22 protein-coding genes are annotated in these 22144 nt (G+C 60.2%); 14 read left to right on the forward strand and 8 right to left on the reverse strand.

Features of this window, described 5'->3' with window-relative positions; genetic code table 11:
• Positions 1-143 precede the first annotated feature (143 nt).
• Complete coding sequence (gene ylqF / locus AB5Y71_RS00005; protein ID WP_005334061.1) at positions 144-1094, reverse strand: ribosome biogenesis GTPase YlqF; 951 nt, start codon at positions 1092-1094, stop codon at positions 144-146.
• A 323-nt stretch (positions 1095-1417) separates the two neighbouring features.
• Between ylqF and AB5Y71_RS00010 the strand changes: the two genes are divergently transcribed.
• The 8 genes from AB5Y71_RS00010 (at position 1418) to AB5Y71_RS00045 (ending at position 10095) form a co-directional block, all read left to right on the forward strand.
• The gene (locus AB5Y71_RS00010; RefSeq protein WP_005334065.1) at positions 1418-2815 is read left to right on the forward strand and encodes an alkaline phosphatase; all 1398 of its coding nucleotides are present in this window, start codon (positions 1418-1420) and stop codon (positions 2813-2815) included.
• 11 nt (positions 2816-2826) lie between these two features.
• On the forward strand, positions 2827-4218 hold the full coding sequence (locus tag AB5Y71_RS00015; protein WP_128836037.1) for an alkaline phosphatase: 1392 nt from the start codon (positions 2827-2829) through the stop codon (positions 4216-4218).
• A gap of 72 nt (positions 4219-4290) precedes the next feature.
• The gene (locus AB5Y71_RS00020) at positions 4291-4977 is read left to right on the forward strand and encodes a hypothetical protein (RefSeq protein ID WP_368170704.1); all 687 of its coding nucleotides are present in this window, start codon (positions 4291-4293) and stop codon (positions 4975-4977) included.
• Positions 4978-5059: 82 nt separating this feature from the next.
• On the forward strand, positions 5060-5797 hold the full coding sequence (locus tag AB5Y71_RS00025) for an ABC transporter substrate-binding protein (RefSeq protein ID WP_159158649.1): 738 nt from the start codon (positions 5060-5062) through the stop codon (positions 5795-5797).
• Between the two features lie 245 nt (positions 5798-6042).
• Positions 6043-6438 carry a nucleoside diphosphate kinase regulator gene (gene rnk / locus AB5Y71_RS00030; protein ID WP_005334070.1) on the forward strand — a complete coding sequence of 132 codons (396 nt, stop codon included), beginning with the start codon at positions 6043-6045 and terminating at the stop codon, positions 6436-6438.
• Positions 6439-6631: 193 nt separating this feature from the next.
• Complete coding sequence (gene uhpA / locus AB5Y71_RS00035; protein WP_368170687.1) at positions 6632-7222, forward strand: transcriptional regulator UhpA; 591 nt, start codon at positions 6632-6634, stop codon at positions 7220-7222.
• Entirely contained in the window at positions 7219-8739 is a 1521-nt protein-coding gene (gene uhpB / locus AB5Y71_RS00040) for a signal transduction histidine-protein kinase/phosphatase UhpB (RefSeq protein WP_005334072.1), read from the forward strand. Before uhpA ends, uhpB begins: the two co-directional genes overlap by 4 nt.
• A 21-nt stretch (positions 8740-8760) precedes the next feature.
• A complete protein-coding gene (locus AB5Y71_RS00045) occupies positions 8761-10095 on the forward strand; it encodes an MFS transporter (RefSeq protein ID WP_368170688.1) in 1335 nt (444 codons plus the stop codon).
• Positions 10096-10187: 92 nt separating this feature from the next.
• Here AB5Y71_RS00045 and AB5Y71_RS00050 read toward each other — a convergent pair whose 3' ends face one another.
• Positions 10188-11321: a GGDEF domain-containing protein gene (locus AB5Y71_RS00050; RefSeq protein WP_368170689.1), complete on the reverse strand. Its 1134-nt coding sequence runs from the start codon at positions 11319-11321 to the stop codon at positions 10188-10190.
• Between the two features lie 520 nt (positions 11322-11841).
• Between AB5Y71_RS00050 and AB5Y71_RS00055 the strand changes: the two genes are divergently transcribed.
• The 5 genes from AB5Y71_RS00055 to AB5Y71_RS00075 all read left to right on the forward strand — a co-directional run bounded on the left by AB5Y71_RS00055 (position 11842) and on the right by AB5Y71_RS00075 (position 14640).
• The gene (locus AB5Y71_RS00055) at positions 11842-12642 is read left to right on the forward strand and encodes a transporter substrate-binding domain-containing protein (RefSeq protein WP_005334079.1); all 801 of its coding nucleotides are present in this window, start codon (positions 11842-11844) and stop codon (positions 12640-12642) included.
• Positions 12643-12741: 99 nt separating this feature from the next.
• Positions 12742-13701, forward strand: coding sequence for an amino acid ABC transporter permease (locus AB5Y71_RS00060; RefSeq protein WP_139734041.1), 960 nt, complete (start codon positions 12742-12744; stop codon positions 13699-13701).
• Positions 13685-13807 (forward strand): hypothetical protein, encoded by a 123-nt coding sequence (locus tag AB5Y71_RS00065; protein ID WP_005350727.1) that lies wholly within the window; start codon positions 13685-13687, stop codon positions 13805-13807. Before AB5Y71_RS00060 ends, AB5Y71_RS00065 begins: the two co-directional genes overlap by 17 nt.
• Positions 13791-13913, forward strand: a complete 123-nt coding sequence (locus AB5Y71_RS00070) for a hypothetical protein (RefSeq protein ID WP_019445266.1) — start codon at positions 13791-13793, stop codon at positions 13911-13913. Before AB5Y71_RS00065 ends, AB5Y71_RS00070 begins: the two co-directional genes overlap by 17 nt.
• Positions 13897-14640, forward strand: coding sequence for an amino acid ABC transporter ATP-binding protein (locus AB5Y71_RS00075; RefSeq protein WP_368170690.1), 744 nt, complete (start codon positions 13897-13899; stop codon positions 14638-14640). The genes AB5Y71_RS00070 and AB5Y71_RS00075 overlap by 17 nt, the downstream gene beginning before the upstream one ends.
• A gap of 107 nt (positions 14641-14747) precedes the next feature.
• Here the strand turns inward: AB5Y71_RS00075 and AB5Y71_RS00080 are convergent, their stop codons facing one another.
• A complete protein-coding gene (locus AB5Y71_RS00080) occupies positions 14748-15539 on the reverse strand; it encodes a substrate-binding periplasmic protein (RefSeq protein ID WP_368170691.1) in 792 nt (263 codons plus the stop codon).
• Between the two features lie 168 nt (positions 15540-15707).
• On the opposite strand from AB5Y71_RS00080, the gene AB5Y71_RS00085 reads away from it, so the two are divergent.
• The gene (locus tag AB5Y71_RS00085) at positions 15708-16547 is read left to right on the forward strand and encodes a sterol desaturase family protein (protein ID WP_368170692.1); all 840 of its coding nucleotides are present in this window, start codon (positions 15708-15710) and stop codon (positions 16545-16547) included.
• 111 nt (positions 16548-16658) lie between these two features.
• Here AB5Y71_RS00085 and AB5Y71_RS00090 read toward each other — a convergent pair whose 3' ends face one another.
• From AB5Y71_RS00090 to phoU, 5 genes are all read right to left on the reverse strand, one after another.
• A complete protein-coding gene (locus tag AB5Y71_RS00090) occupies positions 16659-18074 on the reverse strand; it encodes a basic amino acid/polyamine antiporter (RefSeq protein WP_159158643.1) in 1416 nt (471 codons plus the stop codon).
• A gap of 9 nt (positions 18075-18083) precedes the next feature.
• On the reverse strand, positions 18084-18986 hold the full coding sequence (locus tag AB5Y71_RS00095) for a homocysteine S-methyltransferase family protein (protein ID WP_368170693.1): 903 nt from the start codon (positions 18984-18986) through the stop codon (positions 18084-18086).
• A gap of 293 nt (positions 18987-19279) precedes the next feature.
• Entirely contained in the window at positions 19280-19822 is a 543-nt protein-coding gene (locus AB5Y71_RS00100) for a hypothetical protein (RefSeq protein ID WP_069555291.1), read from the reverse strand.
• Between the two features lie 19 nt (positions 19823-19841).
• Positions 19842-21161, reverse strand: coding sequence for a hemolysin family protein (locus AB5Y71_RS00105; RefSeq protein ID WP_005334094.1), 1320 nt, complete (start codon positions 21159-21161; stop codon positions 19842-19844).
• Positions 21162-21350: 189 nt separating this feature from the next.
• Positions 21351-22061: a phosphate signaling complex protein PhoU gene (phoU, locus tag AB5Y71_RS00110; protein ID WP_005334097.1), complete on the reverse strand. Its 711-nt coding sequence runs from the start codon at positions 22059-22061 to the stop codon at positions 21351-21353.
• Positions 22062-22144: the final 83 nt, after the last annotated feature.

Here is a 22144-nt window from a genome sequence, read left to right on the forward strand (position 1 = left end):
GTGGCCTATCTCCAGCTCGGTCAGTACCAGTCCCTGCTGGTTGTCGATACGGGCCTGGGTCAGCAGTTGGCGGATCAGCCGATCGCTGCGGTCTACACACAAGCTCGCTCGTTGTCAGGCAAGCTCGGGACGCCTGAGGATAACTATTTCTGACGCTTGCGGGCGTACTTGCGACGGGCGCGGGCCTGACGCTCCTCTTCCCGCTCGGCCTTCTCTTTGGCTTTTTGCTCGGCTTCTGCGGCGGCTTCGACAATCTCGACGCTCACCATCTCCGGCGTCTCCAGCGAGATGCGGCCAAGCAAACCTGAGCGGAACTCGTTGATCAGGATCTCGGACGCCTTGTGCAGGTCGGCCAGCCCCCCTTTGCGCATAAACGCCCGCTGGCGGGCGATCATCTCCAGCAGCTCGATCTCGGTCTCGGGCAACTCGTCAATCTGGTAGCGCGCCTTGATCCGCTCCGGATAGGCCTTGATGAAGTAATCGGCGGCAAACATGGCGATATCGGCATAGTCGAACACAGTGTCTTTAATCGCCGCTGTGATGGCCAGACGATAACCACAGGAGGGCGGGTTGAGCTTGGGCCAGAGAAAACCCGGGGTATCGGTCAGGATGACGTTGTTATCCAGCTTGATCCGCTGCTGGGACTTGGTCACCCCCGCCTCGTTGCCGGTACGGGCGATGATGCGCCCCGCCAGGGTATTGATCAGGGTGGACTTGCCCACGTTGGGGATCCCCATGATCATCGCCCGCACGCCGCGCAGCTCAAAATTGCGCTCCGGCAGCATCTCGTGGCAGAGGGTCAGCAGTTGCTTGATCTTCTCCGGCTCTTGTTGCGTCAGCGGCAGCGCCTTGATCCCCTTCTCTTTTTCCATGTGCGCCACCCACAGATCGGTGATCGCCGGATCGGCCAGGTCCGCCTTGTTCAGCACCTTGATCACCGGGGTATCACCACGCAGCTCGGGCACCAGCGGGTTTTCGCTGGAGAAGGGGATGCGGGCATCGAGCATCTCGATGATCACATCGACCTGGGGCATGACCTCGGCAATCTCTTTGCGGGCCTTGTGCATGTGACCGGGGAACCAGTTGATGGACATATCCGTTACTCTCTGTGGGGGCTGCGGGCGCGCGCATGGAACAACAGGCGCTCTGCCGCGGGCATCGAACGAAGGGGGCGCATTTTACCTGCTGCGGGCCTCTTTTGACAGGTCATTCTAACCATCACCTCATCAAATCAGCAAACCGCCGAGGCGGAGTAACCTTGCCGGAAGCGACCGGACCAACTGGCTCAGTTGATAGATAACATATTGATATAGTGTAACATTTTCATCACTTTTTCACACAACCGTCACCGATAGTCAGTAAAAGTGTCATCTGCCCCCTCTAGGCTGCGCTCAGGTTTTACAAGGAGCGAACCCCAATGAGAAAAATGGCAGGACTTGCAGTGATGATCGGCGCCGCCCTGGCTGCCGGCTGCAAATCAGACAATGACACGGTGGCGACCAAGCCCGCAGCCCAACCCACCAACGTCATCTTCTTCCTCGGTGACGGCATGGGCCTAAACACCCTGACGGCAGCCCGCATCTACGGTGTCGGCGAAGAGGGTGATCTCACCATCGATACCCTGCCAGAGACGGCCTTTATCAAGACCTTCTCCCACGATGCCCAGGTCACTGACTCGGCCCCCTCCATGGCGGCCTACATGACCGGGGTCAAGAGCAACAACGGCGTCATCAGCATGGACGGCGACGCCACCTATGAGAGCGACTGCAGCAAGAGCGCCGGCAAGCCGGTGACCACCCTGCTGGAGCTGGCCAAAGCCGATGGCCGCGGTACCGGCGTGGTAACCAGCACCCGGGTGACCCACGCCACCCCGGCGGCTACCTATGCCCATATCTGCAACCGGGATCTGGAGGCAGATATCGCCGTCCAGCTGGTACCGGGCGGCAAAGGCTACAACAGCGCCCTCAAGGAGGGGCTGGATGTGGTGCTCGGTGGCGGCAGCAGCTTCTTCCTGCCCAAAGCTGACAAGGGCAAGCGGGAAGATGGCCGCAACCTCATCAGCGAAATGCAGGCCAAGGGCTACCAGTTTGCCAGCAATCTGGATGAGCTGAACAAGGCCGATGCGGGCAAGCCGCTGCTGGGACTGTTTGGCTCCAGTCACATGAAATATGACCTGGACCGTCCTGCCAGCGAGCCGTCACTGGCCCAGATGACCCTGGCCGCCATCAAGCAGCTCAAGGGCAAAGAGAAGGGTTACTTCCTGATGGTGGAAGGGGGCCGTATCGACCACGCCCTGCACGACACCAACGCCAAGCGGGCGCTGCAGGACACCATCGCCTTCGACAACGCCATCAAGGCTGCCATCGACGAGGTGAAAAAGAGCGACCCCGAGCTGAAAAACACCCTGATCGTGGTTACCGCCGATCACGACCACACGCTAGTGCTCAACGGTTATGCCAAGCGCACCGGCAAGACCACCGCCGACAACCCCGGCGTACTCGGGCTGGTGAAGAACTACGAGACTGGCGAGCCAAGCAAGGATAGCGAGGGCATGCCCTACACCATCATAGGTTTTGGCAACGGCTACAACCGGGTGGATGGCCCGCGCAGCAGCGTCGCCCCGCTCGACGATGCCACCGTCTCCGCCAATGACTACCACCAGGAAGTGGTGGTCAAGGTAGGCGAAATCGGCAACGAGACCCACGGCGGCACCGATGTCTTCCTCGGCGCCATCGGCAAGGGGGCTGACAGCTTCCATGGCTCACTCGATAACACCGCCGTGTTCGGCAAGATCAAGGCTGCGGCCAAGCTGTAAGGAGCACTTTCATGAGCAAACAGATGAACACATCCATCAAGCACACGCTGGTCTGCGCCGCCCTGTTCAGTGCGCTGGGCGCAACCTCCCAGGCACAGGCCGGTGATGCCAAAAACGTCATTCTCTTTATCGGTGATGGCATGGGCCCCACCGTGCTCACCGCCACCCGCCTGTTCAAGGTGGGAGAAGAGGGCAATCTGGAGATGATGAAACTGCCGCGCAGTGCCCGCATCAAGACCTTCTCCAACGATGCCCAGACCACCGACTCGGCCCCCTCCATGGCGGCCTACACCACCGGGGTCAAGATGAACAACGAGGTGATCGCCATGAGCAGCGACACCAAAGCCGTCGCCCCCGGCAAAGACGTCAATGGCAACAAAACCGTCAACAATTGCAGCAGCGATAACGGCAAGCCGGTGCCCACCATCCTGGAGCTGGCCAAGGCGGCAGGCAAATCGGTCGGGGCCGTCACCACTACCGAGCTGACCCACGCTACCCCGGCGGCTACCTACGCCCACATCTGCCATCGGGATGCCGCTTATGACATCGCCGCACAAGCTGTTCCGGGAGGAACTGGTTTCAACCAAGCGCTTGGGGATGGGGTCGATGTGCTGATGGGCGGTGGTGCCAACCACTGGACCCCCTACAGCGCCAGCAACAAGGGCGGTCGCAATGACAACCGCGACCTGACCGCCGAGATGAAGGCGCAGGGATACAGCTATGTCACTACCCAAAGTGAACTGGCCAAGGTCACCAGTGGCAAGGTGCTCGGTCTGTTCAGCAGCAAATCCCACCTCGACTACGAGCTGGATCGGGTCGCCAAAGGGGCTGCCAATACCCAGCCGTCCCTCTCCGAAATGACCGCCAAGGCGATCGACCTGCTGAGCCAGAACAGTCAGGGTTATTTCCTGATGGTAGAGGGTGGCCGTATCGATCACGCCCTGCACGGCACCAATGCCAAGCGCTCGCTCACCGACGCGGTAGCGCTGGATGAGGCGGTCAAGACGGCGCTGGGTAAAGTGGACCTCAACAATACCCTGATCGTGGTCACCGCCGACCATGACCACACCATGACCATTAACGGCTACTCCGCCAAGGGCAATCCGGTGCTGGATCTGGTTAAAAATGGCGACGGCTCGACCCAGAACGACGTGGATGGCAAGCCCTTCACCACCCTGGTGTTCGGTAACGGCCCCAACCGCCCCGATGTACGCCCGGTCCTCACCAGCGATCAGGTGATGGCCAATGACTACCTGCAGGAGACCGGCGTCAAGCTGACATCGGAAACCCACGGCGGCGGCGATGTGATGCTGTTTGCCGATGGCGCTGGCAGCAACCGCTTCAAAGGCACACTGGATAACACCAAGGTGTTTGGCAAACTGCGGGAGGCGCTCGGCCTGTAAGCAGCAGGGGCCCGGGTGCATCTGAGCAATTGACTCAGCAGCCCGGGCCCCGGCTCTTTCGAGCGACAGATGATGATGCGACTTTTGCTTTCGCTATGGCTGCTTGGCAGCACCCTCGCCTTCCCCCTGCATGCTGACGACACGCCCCCGGATCTCGCCGCCCGGATCAGCTATCACGACCGGAACACCGGCAGCGATGGCATCGCCAGAGAGAGTATCTGGCAAGAGAAGTGGCTGCGGGTGGGCAATCAGGTGTGGAGCCAGCGGCTCATTCCCCTCCCCCTTGCCCGTGCCTATCACGCCACTCACGACGCCACCCCCGGCCACAAGCACTTTACCCACCAGATGGCGGCCCGCTGGGTCAGCCGCAGTGATGAGGGTGAACTTCAGCTGCGCTATGCCGACAGCTGGCACAACCAGCTGGTTGAAGTGCCGGTGGAAGAGTATGGCCAGGTGGCCTTCAAACCCGACTGGCCGCGGATCCGCCATCTTGTCAACCCGGTGCTGATCGAGGGAATGACCCCGCTGGATGAGGCCGCCCCCGAGCAGGCCCGCTGGTATGAAAAGCGCGAAGGGCAGCAACGAACCCGCATTCTCTGGTCGAGTCAGTGGCAGATCCCGCTGGTAGTCGAATCGGCCAGTCTCGACGGCTATCGCAGCTACCGGATGGAGGTGACCCTGCGCAAGCTGCCTGCTCAGCTCCCCTGGCAGCAACTCGCTGATTACGAAGTGCGCGATCTGCGGGATTTCTTCGACTGAGATCCCAACCCCTCAGCAGGCACAACGACAACGCAGGCAGGAATGTTACACTCTGCATATTCGACTCTGGCTCACGACCTTGATGCGCGCTCTCTGCCTGCCCTTTTTTACCCTGCTGTTATTGCTGGTGAACACCGGTGCACAGGCTATTGTGCTGGTGGCGGCCGAGCTGCCCCCTTACGTCATTCAGTCCTCCCATGGTAAACCCAGCGGGGTGGGTATCGAAATAATGGAAGAAGCTGCTCGACGCCTTAAAGAACCGCTCACCATCGAGCTGATGCCACTGGCCAGAGCCCTGACTCAGGCTATCCACCGCAAGGATGTGCTGCTGATCCCGCCGGTACGCAGCACTCAACGGGAACACCTCTACTACTGGGTAACACCGATACTCGATGACGATTTTGTCATCGTCAGCGATCGCCGCTTTCATCCTTCTCCCCTCAAAGTGACAGATCTCCCACCGCTGCAGATCGGCACCTTGCGCTACTCCTTCGGTCAGCATCTGCTCAGACAACGACTTAAGCTTGAAAGTGATACCGTGGCCACCGAGAAGCTCAATGCCCAGAAATTGCATCGGGGCCGTATTGATGCCTGGGTGGCCGCCTGGAACGCCATCCTCTACAACCAGCGCCTTGGTGATTTGCCAACCGACCGGCTGGTACGTGGGGAGACTCTGATGCGTACCCAGTTTTATGTCGCCGCCAGCAAGGAGTTCCCCTTCACCGAGGGACGTCGCTGGCAAGCCGTGATAGACGAGATGCGCCATGATGGCACATTGGCGCGGATCATCCGTCAGTACAACTATCAGGCTCCTGAGTAGTCACTCAATCACGGTTGCCAAGGCTGGCCAGAATGGTTATGGTAGCCCCATGAAAATACTCGCTATTTCCTCGCATTTGCTCACACCCTGCTGAGCCCCCGCCTCGCTCCTTCGGCCGCGAGCCGCTTGGGGGCATGGCATTTTCAATCGATTGAACCTGTTGTATCCATTTTTGTAACACTTTGCGTGATGGCCAACCTGCACCCGCCGGTATGGGCCTATCCGCTATTGATAAGGAATATCTTATGAAACAACCTCATCTGGTTATCTCCAGCCTTGATCTGGATCGTATCGAACAACTGCTTGGCAACCACCCGCAGCATCTGGCCCTGCAAGAGGAGCTGGACCGTGCCGAGATCCGCGAACCGGCCGACATGCCGCCGGACGTGGTCACCATGAACAGCAAGGTACGCTTCAAGATGCAGAGCAGCGGCAACGAGTTCTGCCTGACCCTGGTCTACCCGCGCGATGCCAAGGGCGACGAGAGCAACATCTCGGTACTGGCGCCGGTGGGCAGCGCCCTGCTCGGTCTGAAAGTGGGCGACAGCATCGCCTGGCCGGGCCCGGCCGGTCGCACCATCGAGGTAGAAATTCTGGAAGTGGTCTATCAGCCAGAGCGCGCCGGCGAGCTGCACCGCTGAGTCCCCCGGGCTGGTCATCCCCCTGTTGATCAGCCCGCTTGCTCGCCCTTGCCAGCTGATCCCGATCAAGCTTTGCGCACCTTGCCCCCCGGTTTTTAGCCCCTTTTCCTGCTGCTGCTTGAGCCTGACTCGGGGGGCAGGTATCTTGTTGGCCGCGTCATGGTCATGACGCATCGAATTTCAGGCTGACATCATGATAAAAATTGCCCTCATCGACGATCACCAGATCGTCCGATCCGGTTTTGCCCAACTGCTCAATCTGGAGCCCGACCTACAGGTGGTCGCCGAATTCGGCTCCGCCAGCGACGCCCTTGCCGGCCTGCCCGGCAGCGGGGCACGAGTCTGCGTCTGCGACATCTCGATGCCCGACCAGTCGGGACTGGATCTGCTCAAGCAGCTCCCCTCCAGCCTTGCGGTGGTGATGCTCTCGGTGCACGACAGCCCCGCCCTCATCGAGCAGGCGCTGCAAACCGGTGCCAAGGGATTTCTCTCCAAGCGCTGCAGCCCGGACGAGCTGATCGCCGCCGTGCGCACCGCCGCCCAGGGGGGGTGTTATCTGACGCCGGACATCGCCCAGAAACTGGCCAGCAGCAGCCGGGATCCCCTCACCAATCGGGAGCGGGAGATTGCCCAGTTGCTGGCCCAGGGGCTGGAGGTGAAAGCCATCGCCGAGCAGCTCGGCCTCTCCCCCAAGACGGTTCACGTCCATCGTGCCAACCTGATGGACAAGCTCAAGGTCAGCAACAACGTCGAGCTGGCCCACCGCATGCTGGATAGCTGGTGATCTCCCGTTTTGCCAGCTATGTCGCCATCGCGCTGGCGGCCTGCTTCATCTTTGCCGCTGGCTGGTTTTGCCTCTGGAGCATCAGCCTGCATCTGGCGGGTGGCCCGGCGCTGGCGGTGCTGCTGTTCCCCTTCGGCCTGCGCCTCGGGTTGCTGCTGCAAAGTCCCGGCCACTACTGGCCGCCGCTGTTGCTGTGCGAAGGACTGCTGCTCTACTGGCTCAATCTGGAGGTGGGGCTGCCCCACTGGCCTTGGCTGGTCGCGGGCAGTCTGCTGACCCTGCTACCGCTGCTGATTGCCCGTCGCCAACAGGTGCGCAACGACTGGCAGCAACTGTTGCTGCTGCTCGCCACCGTCACGGCGGCGGCGCTGCTGCAAGCCCTGCTCTGGCATCTGGCGGGGGAAGATGGCCTCTCGGCCCTGCTGCTCAGCCTGACCGGCGGTCTGACCCTCACCTCCACCTGCATGCTGATCTGGCACTACCTCACCCGCGCCACCTGGGTGCCGCTGGGGCCTGCGCTGGTGGATCAGCCGGTGGAGTGGCGCTTTCGCCATCTGGTCTGGTATCTGCTGCTGTTCGTATTGAGCCTCTGGCTGCAACTGGGATTGCCCAACTCGCTGGTACGCTTCACCCCGTTTTGTCTGGCCATCCCCATCATCGCCATGGCGTGGCGCTACGGCTGGCAGGGGGCGCTGCTCGCCACCCTGATGAACACCATCGCCCTGCTGGCCAGTCAGGCCTGGCACGATCACCCCCTCGACCTGCTGCTATCCCTGCTGGCCCAGAGCCTCACCGGCCTGCTGCTCGGCGCCGGGATCCAGCGCCAGCGCGAACTCAATCAGGCGCTGACCCGCCAGCTCGCCCATAATCGCCAACTCACCGAGCGGCTGCTGGAGACCGAGGAGAGCATCCGCAAGGAGGTGGCGCGCGAGCTGCACGACGACATCGGCCAGACCATCACAGCCATTCGAACCCAGGCAGGGATCGTGCGCCGCCTCGCCCCCGATAATGCCGGGGTGGGCCAGAGCAGCGCCCTGATCGACACACTGTCGCTCGGGATCTATGACGCGGTGCGCGGCCTGCTCGGGCGGCTGCGCCCGCGCCAGCTCGACGACATGACTCTGGAACAGGCGGTACGGGCACTGCTGAGGGAGCTGGAGCTGGAACGTCACGGAATCGTCACCCGTCTGGAGTGGCAGCTGGCGGATGGGGATCTCTCGGATGCCCAGCGGGTCACCCTGTTTCGGGTCTGTCAGGAGGGGCTCAACAACGTGGTCAAACATGCCAACGCCCACTCGGTCACCATTCGCGCCCGGACCAGCGGCGAGCAGTTGCAACTGGTGCTGGAAGATGATGGCCGCGGTCTGCCGGAAAGCCGCCCGCAACAGGGCTATGGCCTGCTCGGCATTCGCGAGCGGGTACAAGCGCTCGGGGGCAGTCTGCAACTCTCCTGCATCCACGGCACCCAACTGACGGTCAACCTGCCCAGTCGCAGACGGGAGGAGAGTCATGGCTAATCACCACCAGAGGGCCTGCCTGTGCTGAGTTTTATGAGAAGCGCGCCGCCCCGGCCCCTTATCCGGGATCAGGCCGAGATCGATGCCACCTATCGCCACTGGCGGCTGCACCTGCTGCTGACCATGTATCTGGGCTACGCGGTCTTCTACTTCACCCGCAAGAGCTTCAACTTCGCCATGCCGGACATGCTGGCAAGCGGCATGCTGGACAAGTCCGATATCGGCATGCTTTGGACTCTGTTCTACATCACCTACGGCTGCTCCAAGTTCTTCTCCGGCATCATCAGTGACCGCGCCAACCCGCGCTACTTTATGGGTGTCGGACTGATGGCCACCGGCGTTATCAATATCCTGTTCGGCCTCTCGTCGGCACTCTGGATGTTTGCCGCCCTTTGGGTCGCCAACGCCTTCTTCCAGGGCTGGGGCTGGCCCCCCTGCTCCAAGCTGCTCACCAGCTGGTATTCGCGCACCGAGCGCGGGGTCTGGTGGTCGGCCTGGAACACTGCCCACAACGTCGGCGGGGCGCTCATCCCCCTTATCGTCAGCACCATCGCCCTGCAACATGGCTGGCGCTACGGCATGATAGTGCCCGGCCTTATCGCCATCATCGCGGGGTTATTCCTCTGCTGGCGGCTGCGGGATACCCCGGCCGCCATGGGGTTGCCGTCGGTGGGCGAGTGGCGCAAGGATGCCATGGAGTTGGCCCAGCAGACTCAGGATGCGGGGCTCTCCCATCGCCTGATCCTGCGCAAATATGTGCTGGGCAACCCCTATATCTGGCTGCTCGCCTGCTGTTACGTGCTGGTCTATGTGGTGCGCACCGCCATCAATGACTGGGGCAATCTCTACATGACCGAGCAGCGCGGCTTCAATCTGATGAGCGCCAACTCGGCCATCTCCATGTTCGAGGTGGGGGGCTTTATCGGTGCGCTGGTGGCGGGCTGGGGATCGGACAAGCTGTTCAACGGCAACCGTGGCCCGATGAACCTCATCTTTGCGGTGGGGATCCTGCTGGCGGTGGGATCGCTCTGGCTGATGCCCTTCTTCAGCTATGTGATGCAGGCGGCCTGCTTCTTTACCATCGGCTTCTTCGTATTTGGCCCGCAGATGCTGATCGGCATGGCGGCGGCGGAGTGCTCCCACAAAAACTCGGCGGGGGCGGCCACCGGCTTTGTCGGCCTCTTTGCCTACATGGGGGCGGCGCTGTCGGGCTATCCGCTGGCCAAAGTGATGGAGATCTGGCACTGGAACGGCTTTTTCGTGGTGATCTCGGTGGCGGCGGGCATCTCGGCCCTGCTGCTGCTCCCCTTTCTCAAGGCGCAGGCACCGAGAACCCCTCAAACGAATGCAGAGTAGCGGGTGGCAGCTGACAAGCTATATCCGGCAAACAGAAACAATCAGGGCGCGGATCACCGCGCCCTGATTTTATTCCTGAACCTATTCCTGCATCAGGCAGCCTGACAGACCCGGTTCTTTCCTTCCCGCTTGGCCCGATAGAGAGCGTCATCCGCACGGCTGAACAGGCTGTCAAAGTGCCACTCACCCTGCCAGTGAGCAATACCCATGCTGACGGTGATATGGATCCCCTCTACCTCGCAGGCCGCAAGCTGAACCCGCAGTGACTGACAACGGGCAATCGCCTCCTCTGCGGTGGCATGGCGAAACAACAGCACAAACTCCTCGCCCCCAAAGCGACTGGCCAATACTCCCTCCAGCTCGCGCAGTGCCAACCCGACCCGCTCCAGCACCCGATCCCCCACCTCATGGCCATGCCGATCGTTGATCTGCTTGAAGTCATCCAGATCGAGCACCGCCAGCGCCCCCTGCTGTGCAGGGCGTCCCCGGGCCAGACGCTCCATAAAACCACGGCGATTGAACAAGCCGGTCAACGGATCATGACTGGCCTGATAGCGCAGCTCAAGCGCCCGGTGCTGGTTGCAGAGCAGTAGCACCCCGAAGGTGAGCATGGAGCTACCCACCAGCATGGAGACATAGGGCAACACGTTGAACAGCTGACGCTGGAACGGGCTTTCGATCACCTCGCCCCACACGGTAAATATCCGCATCAGGGTCATGGCAATCAGCACCAGATTGAGGCCAATCAGCACCCATACCGCCACCTGATAATCAGGGCGGCCGTGACGCCAGAGCTGCCAGATGATGAGCGAACTGAGCATGAGGAAGGTGGCACTGCTGATCATCACCCGTACCGCAATCCGGCCATCGATGGCGACCGACCAGGTCATGATGGCGGCAAACAGCAGGATGAATCCCCAGCAGACAGGCCAGCCCGGCGATTGACGGAAGAAACAGCGTTGGGCGACCAGCAGCAACGACACATGAAAAATCAGGAACACATTGCCCACCCAGGAGCCATAGGGGGTGGGTGTCAACAGCAGACTGGCAAATCCCGCCTGACCCAGCATGGCAAACAGACTGGACCACCACCAAACCCCGACGCCGGGAATATCGTTGTGGGTAACGCGAATGATGGTAAGAGTGAGGAAACCGAGACAATAGCCACACAAGGCCATGATCATCAAGGTAAAAATATCCAGCTTAAGCAGTAGTGAGGCGTCCATACCAAAGCCATGCAGAGAGGGTAACTGAGTATATGAGAAGCGTTTGCCAAGACCCAGTACGACTTGATGGTTTTCACAATAAAGCCCGTTCGTTTGCTGACAAACAGAGCAATGCGTGTGATATCCCGCCAATGCGTATTCGTATTAACCCCATAAAAAGCCTCTTACGGAGCCCAGCAACTCAATGAGAGTCGCAAGCGGCGCCCTGACTTTGTAACAAAATGTCTTGGGGATAATTTGGGCTTGAACCCACCCCATTAGATAGATATGTTGTTTTCGTGTGATTTTATGAATGAAGCCATGAGCAATAAATGTCTCTAACCTGTTGAGTCTTCTGACACAATCTGTTTTTGGTACATTTTTCACTCAACCACTATTCATAGCATCTCATATGGGGCTTTTGTCCCGCTCAAGACATTCATCCTGTCTTGCCTGTTGCCGGATGCAGCAGTCTCTTGTGCCACGGAGTCGCACGGGATCAGGTTCAAGGCCGAACACACCACCGACAGAGACGTCACTTATGATCAAAAAACTGATTCTTTCTACCCTGCTGTTTTGCGGGATCGCCACGGCGGCCCCGACCCCTGCCCCCACCTCCACCCTGGATGCCGTGCTCGAACGCGGCGTGCTGCGAGTCGGCTTCGATGCCGGCTATCAACCCTTCGAGATGACCAACAAGCAGGGCCAATACATCGGCTTTGACGTGGATCTCGCCAAGATGGTCGCCAAAGAGATGGGCGTGAAGGTCGAATTCGTCAACACCGCCTGGGATGGCATCATTCCGGCGCTGCTGACCAACAAGTTCGACGTCATCATGGGCGGCATGACCGTCACTCCCCAGCGCAACCTGCGGGTCAACTTTGCCGATCCTTACATCGTGGTCGGCCAGACCATAGTCCTGCGCAAAGAGAAGGCGGGCGAAATCAAATCCTTCACCGACCTCAACGACCCGAAATACAAGATCGCGGTCAAGCTCGGCACCACCGGCGAGCAGGCAGTCAAGCGCCTGATCCCCAAAGCCACCCTGCTGCAGTTTGAAACACAGGATGACGCCAAGCTGGAAGTGATCAACGGCAAGGTCGATGCGTTCGTCTATGACCTGCCCTACAACGCTATTTTTGCCTCCCAGAATCAGGGCGCCGTGGTGCACCTCGACAAGCCGTTCACCTTCGAACCGCTGGCCTGGGCCATCCGCAAAGGGGATCAGGACACCCTCAACTGGTTCAACAACTACCTGCGCCAGATCAAGGGCGATGGCAGCTACGACCGTCTCTACAAGAAGTGGTTCGAATCCAACGCCTGGCTGAACCAGCTCAAATAACCTCCGGGGGGCGGCACATGCCGCCCCTGCACCACGCAGCTCCCCACACAATAACGAGAAGAGGTTGTGACTGTGCACACACCCAAACCGACAAGACAGATGGAAAAACAGCCCAATCAGCTACTCTGGCATGGGGTTTTCCTGCTGATGCTGCTGGTTGCCGTATTCGGCATCTACAAGGCTGTCCAGTCAGTGGATTACACCTGGCGCTGGGAACGCATTCCCCAATACATCGCCTATCAGGCGGAGCAGAAGAATCTGGCCGAATTTGACGGCACCGTGATGGCGGGCACCAGCGAGGCCGAGAAGGGCAAGCTGTTCCTGCAAGACGATCTCGACCCCAATGTGCGGCAAGCCATCGCCAGCACTGGCATACAAGTTGCCGAAGGGGATACCGTTTTTCGTGGCGATACCCTCGACACCCAACTGAGCTGGACCGCAGGCCCCATCGCCTGGGGCGTCTGGGTCACCGTCAAGCTCTCGCTGGTAGCAGGCATCTTCGCCATCCTGCTCGGCACCCTGGCCGGGCTGGCGCGCCTCTCCCCCAATCCCGCCCTGCGCAATCTGGCGGTCACCTACGTTGAGCTCATCCGCGGCACGCCGCTGCTGGTGCAGATCTTCATCGTCTACTTCTTTATCGGCACCGTGCTGAACCTCGACCGCTTCACCGCCGGGGTCGCCGCGCTGGCCGTCTTTACCGGGGCCTATGTGGCGGAGATCGTCCGCGCCGGTATCAGCTCCATCCACAAGGGGCAGATGGAGGCGGGTCGCAGCCTAGGTATGACCTCGGCCCAGACCATGCGCTATGTCATCCTGCCGCAGGCGTTCAAGCGGGTACTGCCACCGCTGGCAGGCCAGTTCATCAACCTCATCAAGGACTCCTCGCTGGTCTCGGTCATCTCCATCACCGATCTGACCAAGGCGGGGCGCGAGGTGGTGAGCTCCACCTTCAGTCCGTTCGAGGTGTGGTTTACCGTCGCCCTGCTCTATCTGGTGCTGACCGGCACCCTCTCTTTCCTGGTACGCCGTCTCGAGGTGAAATATGCACGCAGCAACTGACCCCATCATCAAGGTGCAACAGGCGTCGAGAAGTGCAGCCATCACCGACACCCTCTTCGCCTTCCCGGTTCGTTTTCTGGAGGTGAAATATGCACGCAGTAACTGATCCCATCATCAAGGTGCAACAGGCATCGAGAAGTGCAGCCATCACCGGCACCCCCTTCGCCTTCCCGGTTCGTTTTCTGGAGGCAAAATATGCGCGCAGCAACTGATCCCATCATCAAAGCGACCGGCGTTGAGAAGTTCTACGGCAGCGAAGTGCACGCCTTGAAAAATGTCAGCACCCAGGTCGCCGAAGGGGAAGTGGTGGTGATCGTCGGCCCCAGCGGCTCCGGCAAATCCACCTTCCTGCGCACCCTCAACCAGCTGGAGACCATCAACGACGGCAATATCGTGGTCGACGGCATCAGCCTGACCGAGCCGGGCGATGTCAACAAGCTGCGGGAAGAGGTGGGCATGGTGTTCCAGTCCTTCAACCTCTTTCCCCACCTGACGGTGCTGGACAACATCTGTCTCGCCCCTCAGAAGGTGCGGGGGCTATCGCGCAAAGAGGCCGAAGATCGCGCCAAAGCCCTGCTATTGAAAGTAGGGCTATCCAACAAGGCCAAGAGCTACCCCTCCCAGCTCTCCGGCGGTCAGCAACAGCGGGTGGCCATCGCCCGCGCACTCGCCATGCAGCCGCGCATCATGCTGTTTGACGAGCCCACCAGTGCGCTCGACCCCGAAATGGTGGGGGAAGTGCTGGATGTGATGAAGGGGCTGGCCCGCGAAGGAATGACCATGGTGGTGGTGACCCACGAGATGGGCTTTGCCCGCGAGGTGGCGGATCGGGTGCTCTTTATGGAGAGTGGCGAACTGCTGGTAGATGAAAAACCGGCCGACTTCTTCGACAATCCCCCCTCCCCGCGTCTGCGCCAGTTCTTGAGTCAGGTGCTGTAGCCAACACGCTCTGCTGGATAAACGAAGAGGGACCGCAAGGTCCCTCTTCTTGTGCGTCACGCTGAGCAGGCTTAACCCAGCTGAACCCGAGTGCCCCTCTCATCGGCTCAGCGCGGGGACTTTCCCAGATAGCGCTCCACGATCACTTTCACTCCGTCACGTTTTTTGAGCTGATAGAGCTCCTTGTCAAACTGGTCGATAAAGGCCTGTTTGTAGGGGTACTCCCCCTTGCGGCTGTATCCGAGAAACCCCTGCTCCTTGCTGAGTACCGGACCCTGTTTGAGCAGGGACATATCGGCCACCGCCAGCTGATCGGCCTTTATCATGTTGAGCAACTCATAGAGCAGGGAGAGGCGATCATTGATGGTGCAATCGACCCTGCCGCGGACAATCTTGAGCAGGTTCTCCCGATTGCTTTTCACCTCCTCCACGTCGATCTGCTTCTCTTTTACCGCCTGCCAAAAGGCATCGCCGCCGACGGCAAAACCGGCGTTCATGCCAAAGCGTAAACCGTGATAGTCGAGCGGAAACCTGGCCTGCGGGGTATTGGCCGCCACACTGGCGCCGCACATCACCACCAGCTCTTCATCCAGCATCGGCTGGGAGTAGGGCCACATGTAAGGGCGGGTATCGGGCATGTAGTAAGGTGGAAAAATGGCGAAGGCAGCCCCCTGCTCCACCATGCTCAGACCGCGCCGCCACGGCATGGGCTTGAGCACCACCTCATAGTCAGGCATGGCAGAGGTCACCTTGCGGATAATATCGGCATAGATCCCCCTGACCTCCTCCCCCTCCTGCCAGGAGTAGGGGGGATAGGCGGCATCCGCCAGGATCTCGACCCGGGTCTTGGCGTGCGCCATCATGCACAACCCCAGCAACAAGCAACACCAGACGCGCATAAGCCAGCACCTCCTGAAAAAGCCTGCATCAAGCATAGCCATCCGCCGCGCCTTCCTCTGCTGCCGCGCCATATTTCATGCCATCTCTTCGTTGGCAGAAAAATGTTAATGAAATATTAAAGCCATCCTTTATGCTGGAGAGCAATTGCTCTGAATGGATGGCCGCATATGGATGTGCAACTGCTTTTGCTCTACCTCTCCCCGATTTTTCTGGCCTTTATCGGCTGGGAGATGCTTTACCTGCGCAAACATGGCGCTGACTTTCCCACCGCCACCTACCAGTGGCGGGATCTGTTCGCCAACGCCGCCCTGGCCCTGATGCACCAAGGGGGCGATGCGCTGGCGGCCATCGCCATTGCTTATCTGTATGACACCCTCTGGGGCTGGCGACTGTTCGATATCGAGCTGAATCTCTGGAGTGTGCTACTGCTGTTCCTGTTGCAGGATCTCTGTTACTGGCTATTCCACTTCACCAGTCACCATGTTCGCTGGCTGTGGGCCTCCCATGTGGTGCACCACAGCTCGGAGCGGCTCAACCTCTCCACCGCTTTTCGCCAGAGCCTGATGTATCCCATCTCCGGCATGTGGCTGTTCTGGATCCCGATGATTGTCATCGGCTTCCCGCCCGAGGCAGTGGTCGCCACCGTGCTATTGAGTCTGGGCTTCCAGTTTTTCGTCCACACCCAGGTGGTGGGCAAGCTCGGCTGGCTTGAGTGGTTCTTCAACACCCCCTCCCACCACAGGGTGCACCACGCCAGCAATGCCAAGTACATAGACCGCAACTTCGCCGGGGTGCTGATCATCTGGGATCGGCTGTTTGGTACCTTTGTCGAAGAAGATCCGGCCGAGCCGTGTCGCTTTGGCATCACCAAGCCGATCCACAGCTTCAACCCCCTCACTCTCACCTTCCATGAGTGGCGCGACATGCTACGTGATGCTCGTGGCCTGCCCTGGCGACAAAAGCTCGCCGTGCTGTTTGGCAAACCGGCCGGGCCTGCCAGCCGTTGAGCCTTCGCATCGAATAACAAGCTCCGGATAGCAAGCCTCTGATAACCAATCCCTGATAACAAGAGAGCGCCACAGTGGCGCTCTCTTTTATGGTCAATCACATCTTCGATATCAGAGGTGGGCGAACGACCAGACGGCAGGGATCAGGCTCAGCAAGGTCACTCCGGCCAACAACCGCTCGCGGCCGCTCAGGCGCAGATCCGCCCCCAGCTGACGGCGGCTGTAGAGAAACAGCAGCAGGCCCGGCCCGTAGAGCAACAACGACAGCAGCAGATACTCCACCCCGGCGGCATAGAGCAGCCAGAAGCCGTAACCGCTCGACACCAGTGCCACCGCCCGCATTAGGCCTCGGCCCTGCCCGCTCTCCCCCTTCCTGCTGAACGAAAGCCTGAGCAGAAACAGCCCGATCAGCAGGTAAGGCACAAGGATCATCGAGGTAGAGATAAGCAGCAGGCTGGTGTAGCCCTTGCCGAGCAGCCAAACCAGCAGCAGGCAAGTCTGCACCGTCAAGCTGGTGAGCCAGAGCGATGCGATAGGCGTCCCATTGCGGTTCTGGCGCCGGAAGATGGCGGGAAACGCGCCGTGGCGGGCTGCGCTGAAGGGCACCTCGGCCGAGAAAAGGGTCCAGCTCACGTAGGAGGCAAGCACCGAGACGATCAGGCCGACGCTGATGAGCAGCTTGCCCCAGGAGCCAGTCATCTGGGCCATCAGCCCTGCCATGGAGGGGTTGGGCAGCGCCGCCAGCTCGGGTCGGCTCAATATTCCGAGCGCCAGCACCGAGATAAGCACATAGAGCAGCAGTGCCAGCACAACCCCAAGCACGGTGGCCGTGCCCACATCCCGCCGGTTTCTGGCGCGTGCCGACAGCACTGCCGCACCCTCGATACCGGTGAAGACCCAGAGGGTAATGAGCATGGTATTGCGCACCTGCTCGGAGACCGGTACCGCCAGGGTGCTGCCCTGCTGATCCGCCGCGAAAGTGACCGGATCGAACCAGTAGCAGGCGAACAGGATAAACAGCAGCAGCGGCAGGCTCTTGGCCAGGGTCGCCACCAGATTGAACAGCGCCGCCTGCTGCACGCCGCGGGCCACCAGCAGGTGCACCGCCCAGAGGATGCAGGACTCGCCGACAAACGCTGCCAGCGTGTTGCCCTCACCAAACCAGACCTGCTCCGGCGTATCGACGAAGCTGCCCAGCGCCGCAAAGGCAATGACCAGATAACCCACCACGCCGATGGTGGCGCAGAGCCAGTACCCCCAGGCGGAGAAGAAGCCCACCAGATCGCCAAAACCGGCGCGGGCGTAGCTGTAGATGCCGCCGTCGAGATCCGGTCTGAGTCGCGACAGATAGAGAAAACTCATGGCGAGCGCCAGGATGCCCACACCCGTCACGCCCCAGCCGATCAGCACGGCGCGCGCACCCGCTACCTCGGCCATGTTCTGGGGCAGGCTAAAAATTCCCGCCCCCACCATGGAGCTGAACACCAGCGCGGTGAGTGACCAGAGCCCAATCTTGTTCTCTTTCATGGGGGCTCCTTAGCGCAACCGGCGGCTCAGCGCCTGAATATGCTCGGGGCCGATGCCGCAGCAACCGCCGATGAGGTTCGCCCCAGCTGCGCGCCAGCGCTCGGCCCAGCCGAGATAATCCAGCGGCCCCAGATCGGCGCGGATCTCGTCCAGCCCATCGTTGGCGATGGCCTCTTTGGGTTGCGGCGGGAAGGCGTTGGCGTAAGCACCGAGGCGAATGTCTGCGCGGCCCAGCGCCTGCAATCGGGTGCGGGCAACCTCGAGGGCCCCCTCGATCACCTCGGGCTGACAGCAGTTGAACAGGATGGCATCGACCCCGGCCGCCACTAACGTGGTCACCGCATCAGCCACCCGCTCGCCGGAACGCAGTCGCGGCTCGTTGCCCGGCGCCTCATCTTCCAGCGTGAAGGAAACCCAGAACGGCTTGCCGTCATCAGGCAGCAGCGCTTTCAGGGCCAGTGGCTCGGCAATCAAGCTCATGGTCTCGGCCAGCCAGATATCCACATAAGGGGATAGCGCCCGAATAAGCGGCGTTGCCAGCTCGTTCACCCTGTCCGCCTTGAACAGGTCGGCACGGTAGGAGCCAAAGAGCGGTGGCAGAGAACCCGCCACCTGCACGGCACCCTTCTGCTCGTCAGCCACTTCGCGGGCCAGTTGACCAGCCAGCGCTGCCAACCCCTCCCCGTCGGCAAAGAAACGCTCATCGCCGACATGAAACGGCACCAGCGCATAGCTGTTGGTGGTGATGACCCGGGCACCGCTAGCCACATAGGCCTGATGCACGTCACGCACCGTCTCTGGCGCCTCCATCAAGGCCAGCGCCGACCACTCGGGTTGACGAAACGGTGCCCCCCGCCGTGCCAACTCGCGCCCCATGCCCCCATCCAGCACCCACAATTCCCTGGTTTTCATCTGTCGTGTCTCTTTGTTATATGCGTTGTTTATTTGCGTATTTATCTGTTTGTTTTGTTGATCTGCGGTTTCGCATCGAATCGCTGCAGATCGTCCAGCTTCATCTTGGGAAGCGCTTTTATTATGCAGCCACAAAAACATATAGATGTTTAGATGGCCAAAACAAGATAAAACAAAGTGCCACGGGCGGCAATCAGTATCAGCAGAAATCAGTGTGCAAACGGCGAGGCAAACGCAGAAATGCAAGAGGCCACCCGAAGGTGGCCTCATCACAATCTTGATCCGCTGGCGACTTAACGCCCGGCCAGCACTCGCTTAATCTGTTTGACCCAGTCGGAGACCCGACCCTGCTGCGGCAGACCGCGCCAGATCTGCTCCCACTGGGCAGGGCTGAGCGGACGACCGAGGCGACGCTGTACACCCGCATAGAGGTAGTCATGGGCCGTGGTGGCCGCATGCTCGGAGGTGAGGAATTTGGAGACCGGATCGGTCAACCGCACATCCCGCATGCCGAGCAGCGGATAGTCATTGTGCACTGCCGCCAGCATGGTCTCGCGCATGGCGGACTCGATGTAGCCACGGGCAAACAGGGCGGTAACCGACTCCAGCGACCCCTGATCCGGGCCGTGATACTGCTCGTCAAAGACCGGGCTCGGCTCGGCCATGCCGCTTTGCACCACCGCATCGGGATCCGGCTGCGGCACCACAACGGCAGGCTTGGGGGCTACCGGCTTGGCTGCTACTGTAGCTTTGCGCGGCGCACTCTGACTACAGGCACCCAGTGCCAGGGCGAGCGCGACACAGGCCAGCGCACGGGAATGAGACTGCATCTTCATGACTCTTATGTCGCTCCTTTTACGATTCCTGAGCTGGCTTCTCGGCCACAGCCGGTTCGACCCGGGTAACCAGCAGCTGGTCAATCTTGTAACTGTCGATATCCACCACTTCGAACTTGTAACCGGCGTATTTGACCGAGTCAGTGCGCTTGGGGATCTTGCGCAGCATATACATGATAAAGCCGGCGATGGTCTCGTAGTTCTGGTTCTCGGGGAACTCTTCGATATCGAAGGCGCGCATCACGTCGGAGATGGGGGTGACCCCGTCCACCAGCCAGGAGTTCTCGTCGCGCTGGACGATCTGCTCTTCCACCACGTGGGTCGCCCACTCGCCCATGACGGTGCTCATCAGGTCGTTCATTGTGACGATCCCCACCACCAGCGCGTACTCGTTCATCACCACGGCAAAGTCGCCACGATGATTCTTGAAGTACTCCATCGCCTCATAGAGGTTCAGGGTATCGGGGATGATGATGACGTTCTGCACCAGGTTGCCACCGATAAGGTCGATGCTCTGGCCGCCGATAACGCGGATCAGCAGCTCTTTGGCATCGACAAAGCCCTTGATGCTGTCGAGGTTGTGGTCACAGACCAGAAACTTGTTGTGGGGATGTTCGGCGATCTTCGCCTTGATGCTCTCTTCACTCTCTTGCAGGGTGAAGTAGATCAGGCTCTCGCGGGCCGTCATGGCAGAGGTGACACCAAGGGACTGCAACTCGAACACGTTCTCGATGAGCTGATGCTCCTCACGCTGGATAACCCCCGCCTCGGCACCGGCATCCATCACCGCATAGATATCATCGGAGGTGATCTCGTCGTTGCGCACGGTGGAGACGCGCATCAGACGGAACAGGGAGTTCGCCAATCCGTTGAAGACCCACACCAGCGGCATCAACACGGTGACGAAGAAGAGCATGGGGCGCACCACCACCACGGCAATCTGCTCGGGCATGGTCATTGCCAGACGCTTGGGCATCAGATCGGCGATCAGGATAAACATGCCGGTGACGAACACGAAGGAGGCACCGGAGCTGATCTCGCCAAGCCAGGGGCCCTGGTAGAACTGGGAGACAATCCCCTTGATGGCGGGGTTGAGGGCAGACTCACCCAGGATACCGCCCAGAATGGCGACGGTATTGAGGCCAATCTGCACCACGGTGAAAAAGTTGCCCGGCTGGGCCTGCAGGGCCAGCACCTTTTCGGCCTGGCGATTACCTTCATCCGCCATCACCTGCAATTTGATTTTGCGAGACGCGGCGAGAGAGATCTCGGAGAGGGAGAAGAACACACTGCCGCCAACCAGCAGCATTAAAAAGAACAAACTATCGGCAAAACTCATGATTAACCTATTGCTACACCCGCCTTAGCACAAGACGGCAAACTGGGCCCGGGAGACCGGACCGTGAGCCCATCCGGGACTCACACAGGGGGAGTATTCTATCAGAAAACAGCCTGTTGGGGGCTTTATCTTACTCCGACCAGTTATGCAACAAAAAGGCGCTTCACGCGCCTTTTTATTCACTTCCGGTTAGCCCTTGCCCAGCAGGGTGCCCAGATCGTCCGCCTTGGTGTGGCGCACATCCTTGCCTTTCACGTAGTAGACGATGTACTCGCAGATGTGCTGGCAACGATCGCCGACCCGCTCGATAGCCCGCGCCGCCCACAGCACATTGAGAACCTGGGGGATGGTGCGGGGATCTTCCATCATGTAGGTCATCAGCTCGCGGATGATGGACTCATACTCGCGGTCTACCTTGTCATCTTCTTTGTAGACCGCCAGTGCCGCATCCAGATCCATGCGGGCGAAGGCGTCGAGCACATCGTGCAGCATCTTGATGGTACGACGGCCCATGTTCTCCAGCGACACCAGCGGCGGCTGCGGCTTGTTGGCGTTGTCGGTCAGCATGCGGGCGATCTTGTCGGCCACGTCGCCAATGCGCTCCAGATCGGTGATGGTCTTGATAATGGCCATCACCAGTCGCAGGTCGGAGGCTGTCGGCTGACGCTTGGCGATGATGCGGGTGCACTCCTCGTCGATCGCCACTTCCATCGCGTTGACCTTGTGGTCGTTGGCCACGATCTTGCGCGCCGCATCGAGATCCTGATCGTGGATCGCCGCAATGGCGTCGGTGAGCTGCTGCTCCACCAGACCGCCCATCACCAGCACCTGGTTGCGTACGCTCTCTAGCTCGGCATTGAACTGACCGGAGATGTGTTTATTGAGGTTCATATTGTCCATACAAATAATCCTTGATTGCTCCGATTATGCCTTAGCCGTTGAACCGACTGCCAATCTGTTTGCTGAGATTCATCCTCTCCTCT

The sequence above is a fragment of the Aeromonas sp. R9-2 genome, from assembly GCF_040908025.1.
Taxonomy (GTDB): domain Bacteria; phylum Pseudomonadota; class Gammaproteobacteria; order Enterobacterales; family Aeromonadaceae; genus Aeromonas; species Aeromonas veronii.

Excerpts from the sequence above, each read along its gene's own strand:
- ylqF (WP_005334061.1), bottom strand. The coding sequence starts at position 1,094 with ATGTCCATCAACTGGTTCCCCGGTCACATGCACAAGGCCCGCAAAGAG.
- AB5Y71_RS00010 (WP_005334065.1), top strand. The coding sequence starts at position 1,418 with ATGAGAAAAATGGCAGGACTTGCAGTGATGATCGGCGCCGCCCTGGCT.
- AB5Y71_RS00015 (WP_128836037.1), top strand. The coding sequence starts at position 2,827 with ATGAGCAAACAGATGAACACATCCATCAAGCACACGCTGGTCTGCGCC.
- AB5Y71_RS00020 (WP_368170704.1), top strand. The coding sequence starts at position 4,291 with ATGATGCGACTTTTGCTTTCGCTATGGCTGCTTGGCAGCACCCTCGCC.
- AB5Y71_RS00025 (WP_159158649.1), top strand. The coding sequence starts at position 5,060 with ATGCGCGCTCTCTGCCTGCCCTTTTTTACCCTGCTGTTATTGCTGGTG.
- rnk (WP_005334070.1), top strand. The coding sequence starts at position 6,043 with ATGAAACAACCTCATCTGGTTATCTCCAGCCTTGATCTGGATCGTATC.
- uhpA (WP_368170687.1), top strand. The coding sequence starts at position 6,632 with ATGATAAAAATTGCCCTCATCGACGATCACCAGATCGTCCGATCCGGT.
- AB5Y71_RS00050 (WP_368170689.1), bottom strand. The coding sequence starts at position 11,321 with ATGGACGCCTCACTACTGCTTAAGCTGGATATTTTTACCTTGATGATC.
- AB5Y71_RS00055 (WP_005334079.1), top strand. The coding sequence starts at position 11,842 with ATGATCAAAAAACTGATTCTTTCTACCCTGCTGTTTTGCGGGATCGCC.
- AB5Y71_RS00060 (WP_139734041.1), top strand. The coding sequence starts at position 12,742 with ATGGAAAAACAGCCCAATCAGCTACTCTGGCATGGGGTTTTCCTGCTG.
- AB5Y71_RS00065 (WP_005350727.1), top strand. The coding sequence starts at position 13,685 with ATGCACGCAGCAACTGACCCCATCATCAAGGTGCAACAGGCGTCGAGA.
- AB5Y71_RS00070 (WP_019445266.1), top strand. The coding sequence starts at position 13,791 with ATGCACGCAGTAACTGATCCCATCATCAAGGTGCAACAGGCATCGAGA.
- AB5Y71_RS00075 (WP_368170690.1), top strand. The coding sequence starts at position 13,897 with ATGCGCGCAGCAACTGATCCCATCATCAAAGCGACCGGCGTTGAGAAG.
- AB5Y71_RS00080 (WP_368170691.1), bottom strand. The coding sequence starts at position 15,539 with ATGCGCGTCTGGTGTTGCTTGTTGCTGGGGTTGTGCATGATGGCGCAC.
- AB5Y71_RS00085 (WP_368170692.1), top strand. The coding sequence starts at position 15,708 with ATGGATGTGCAACTGCTTTTGCTCTACCTCTCCCCGATTTTTCTGGCC.
- AB5Y71_RS00090 (WP_159158643.1), bottom strand. The coding sequence starts at position 18,074 with ATGAAAGAGAACAAGATTGGGCTCTGGTCACTCACCGCGCTGGTGTTC.
- AB5Y71_RS00095 (WP_368170693.1), bottom strand. The coding sequence starts at position 18,986 with ATGAAAACCAGGGAATTGTGGGTGCTGGATGGGGGCATGGGGCGCGAG.
- AB5Y71_RS00100 (WP_069555291.1), bottom strand. The coding sequence starts at position 19,822 with ATGAAGATGCAGTCTCATTCCCGTGCGCTGGCCTGTGTCGCGCTCGCC.
- AB5Y71_RS00105 (WP_005334094.1), bottom strand. The coding sequence starts at position 21,161 with ATGAGTTTTGCCGATAGTTTGTTCTTTTTAATGCTGCTGGTTGGCGGC.
- phoU (WP_005334097.1), bottom strand. The coding sequence starts at position 22,061 with ATGGACAATATGAACCTCAATAAACACATCTCCGGTCAGTTCAATGCC.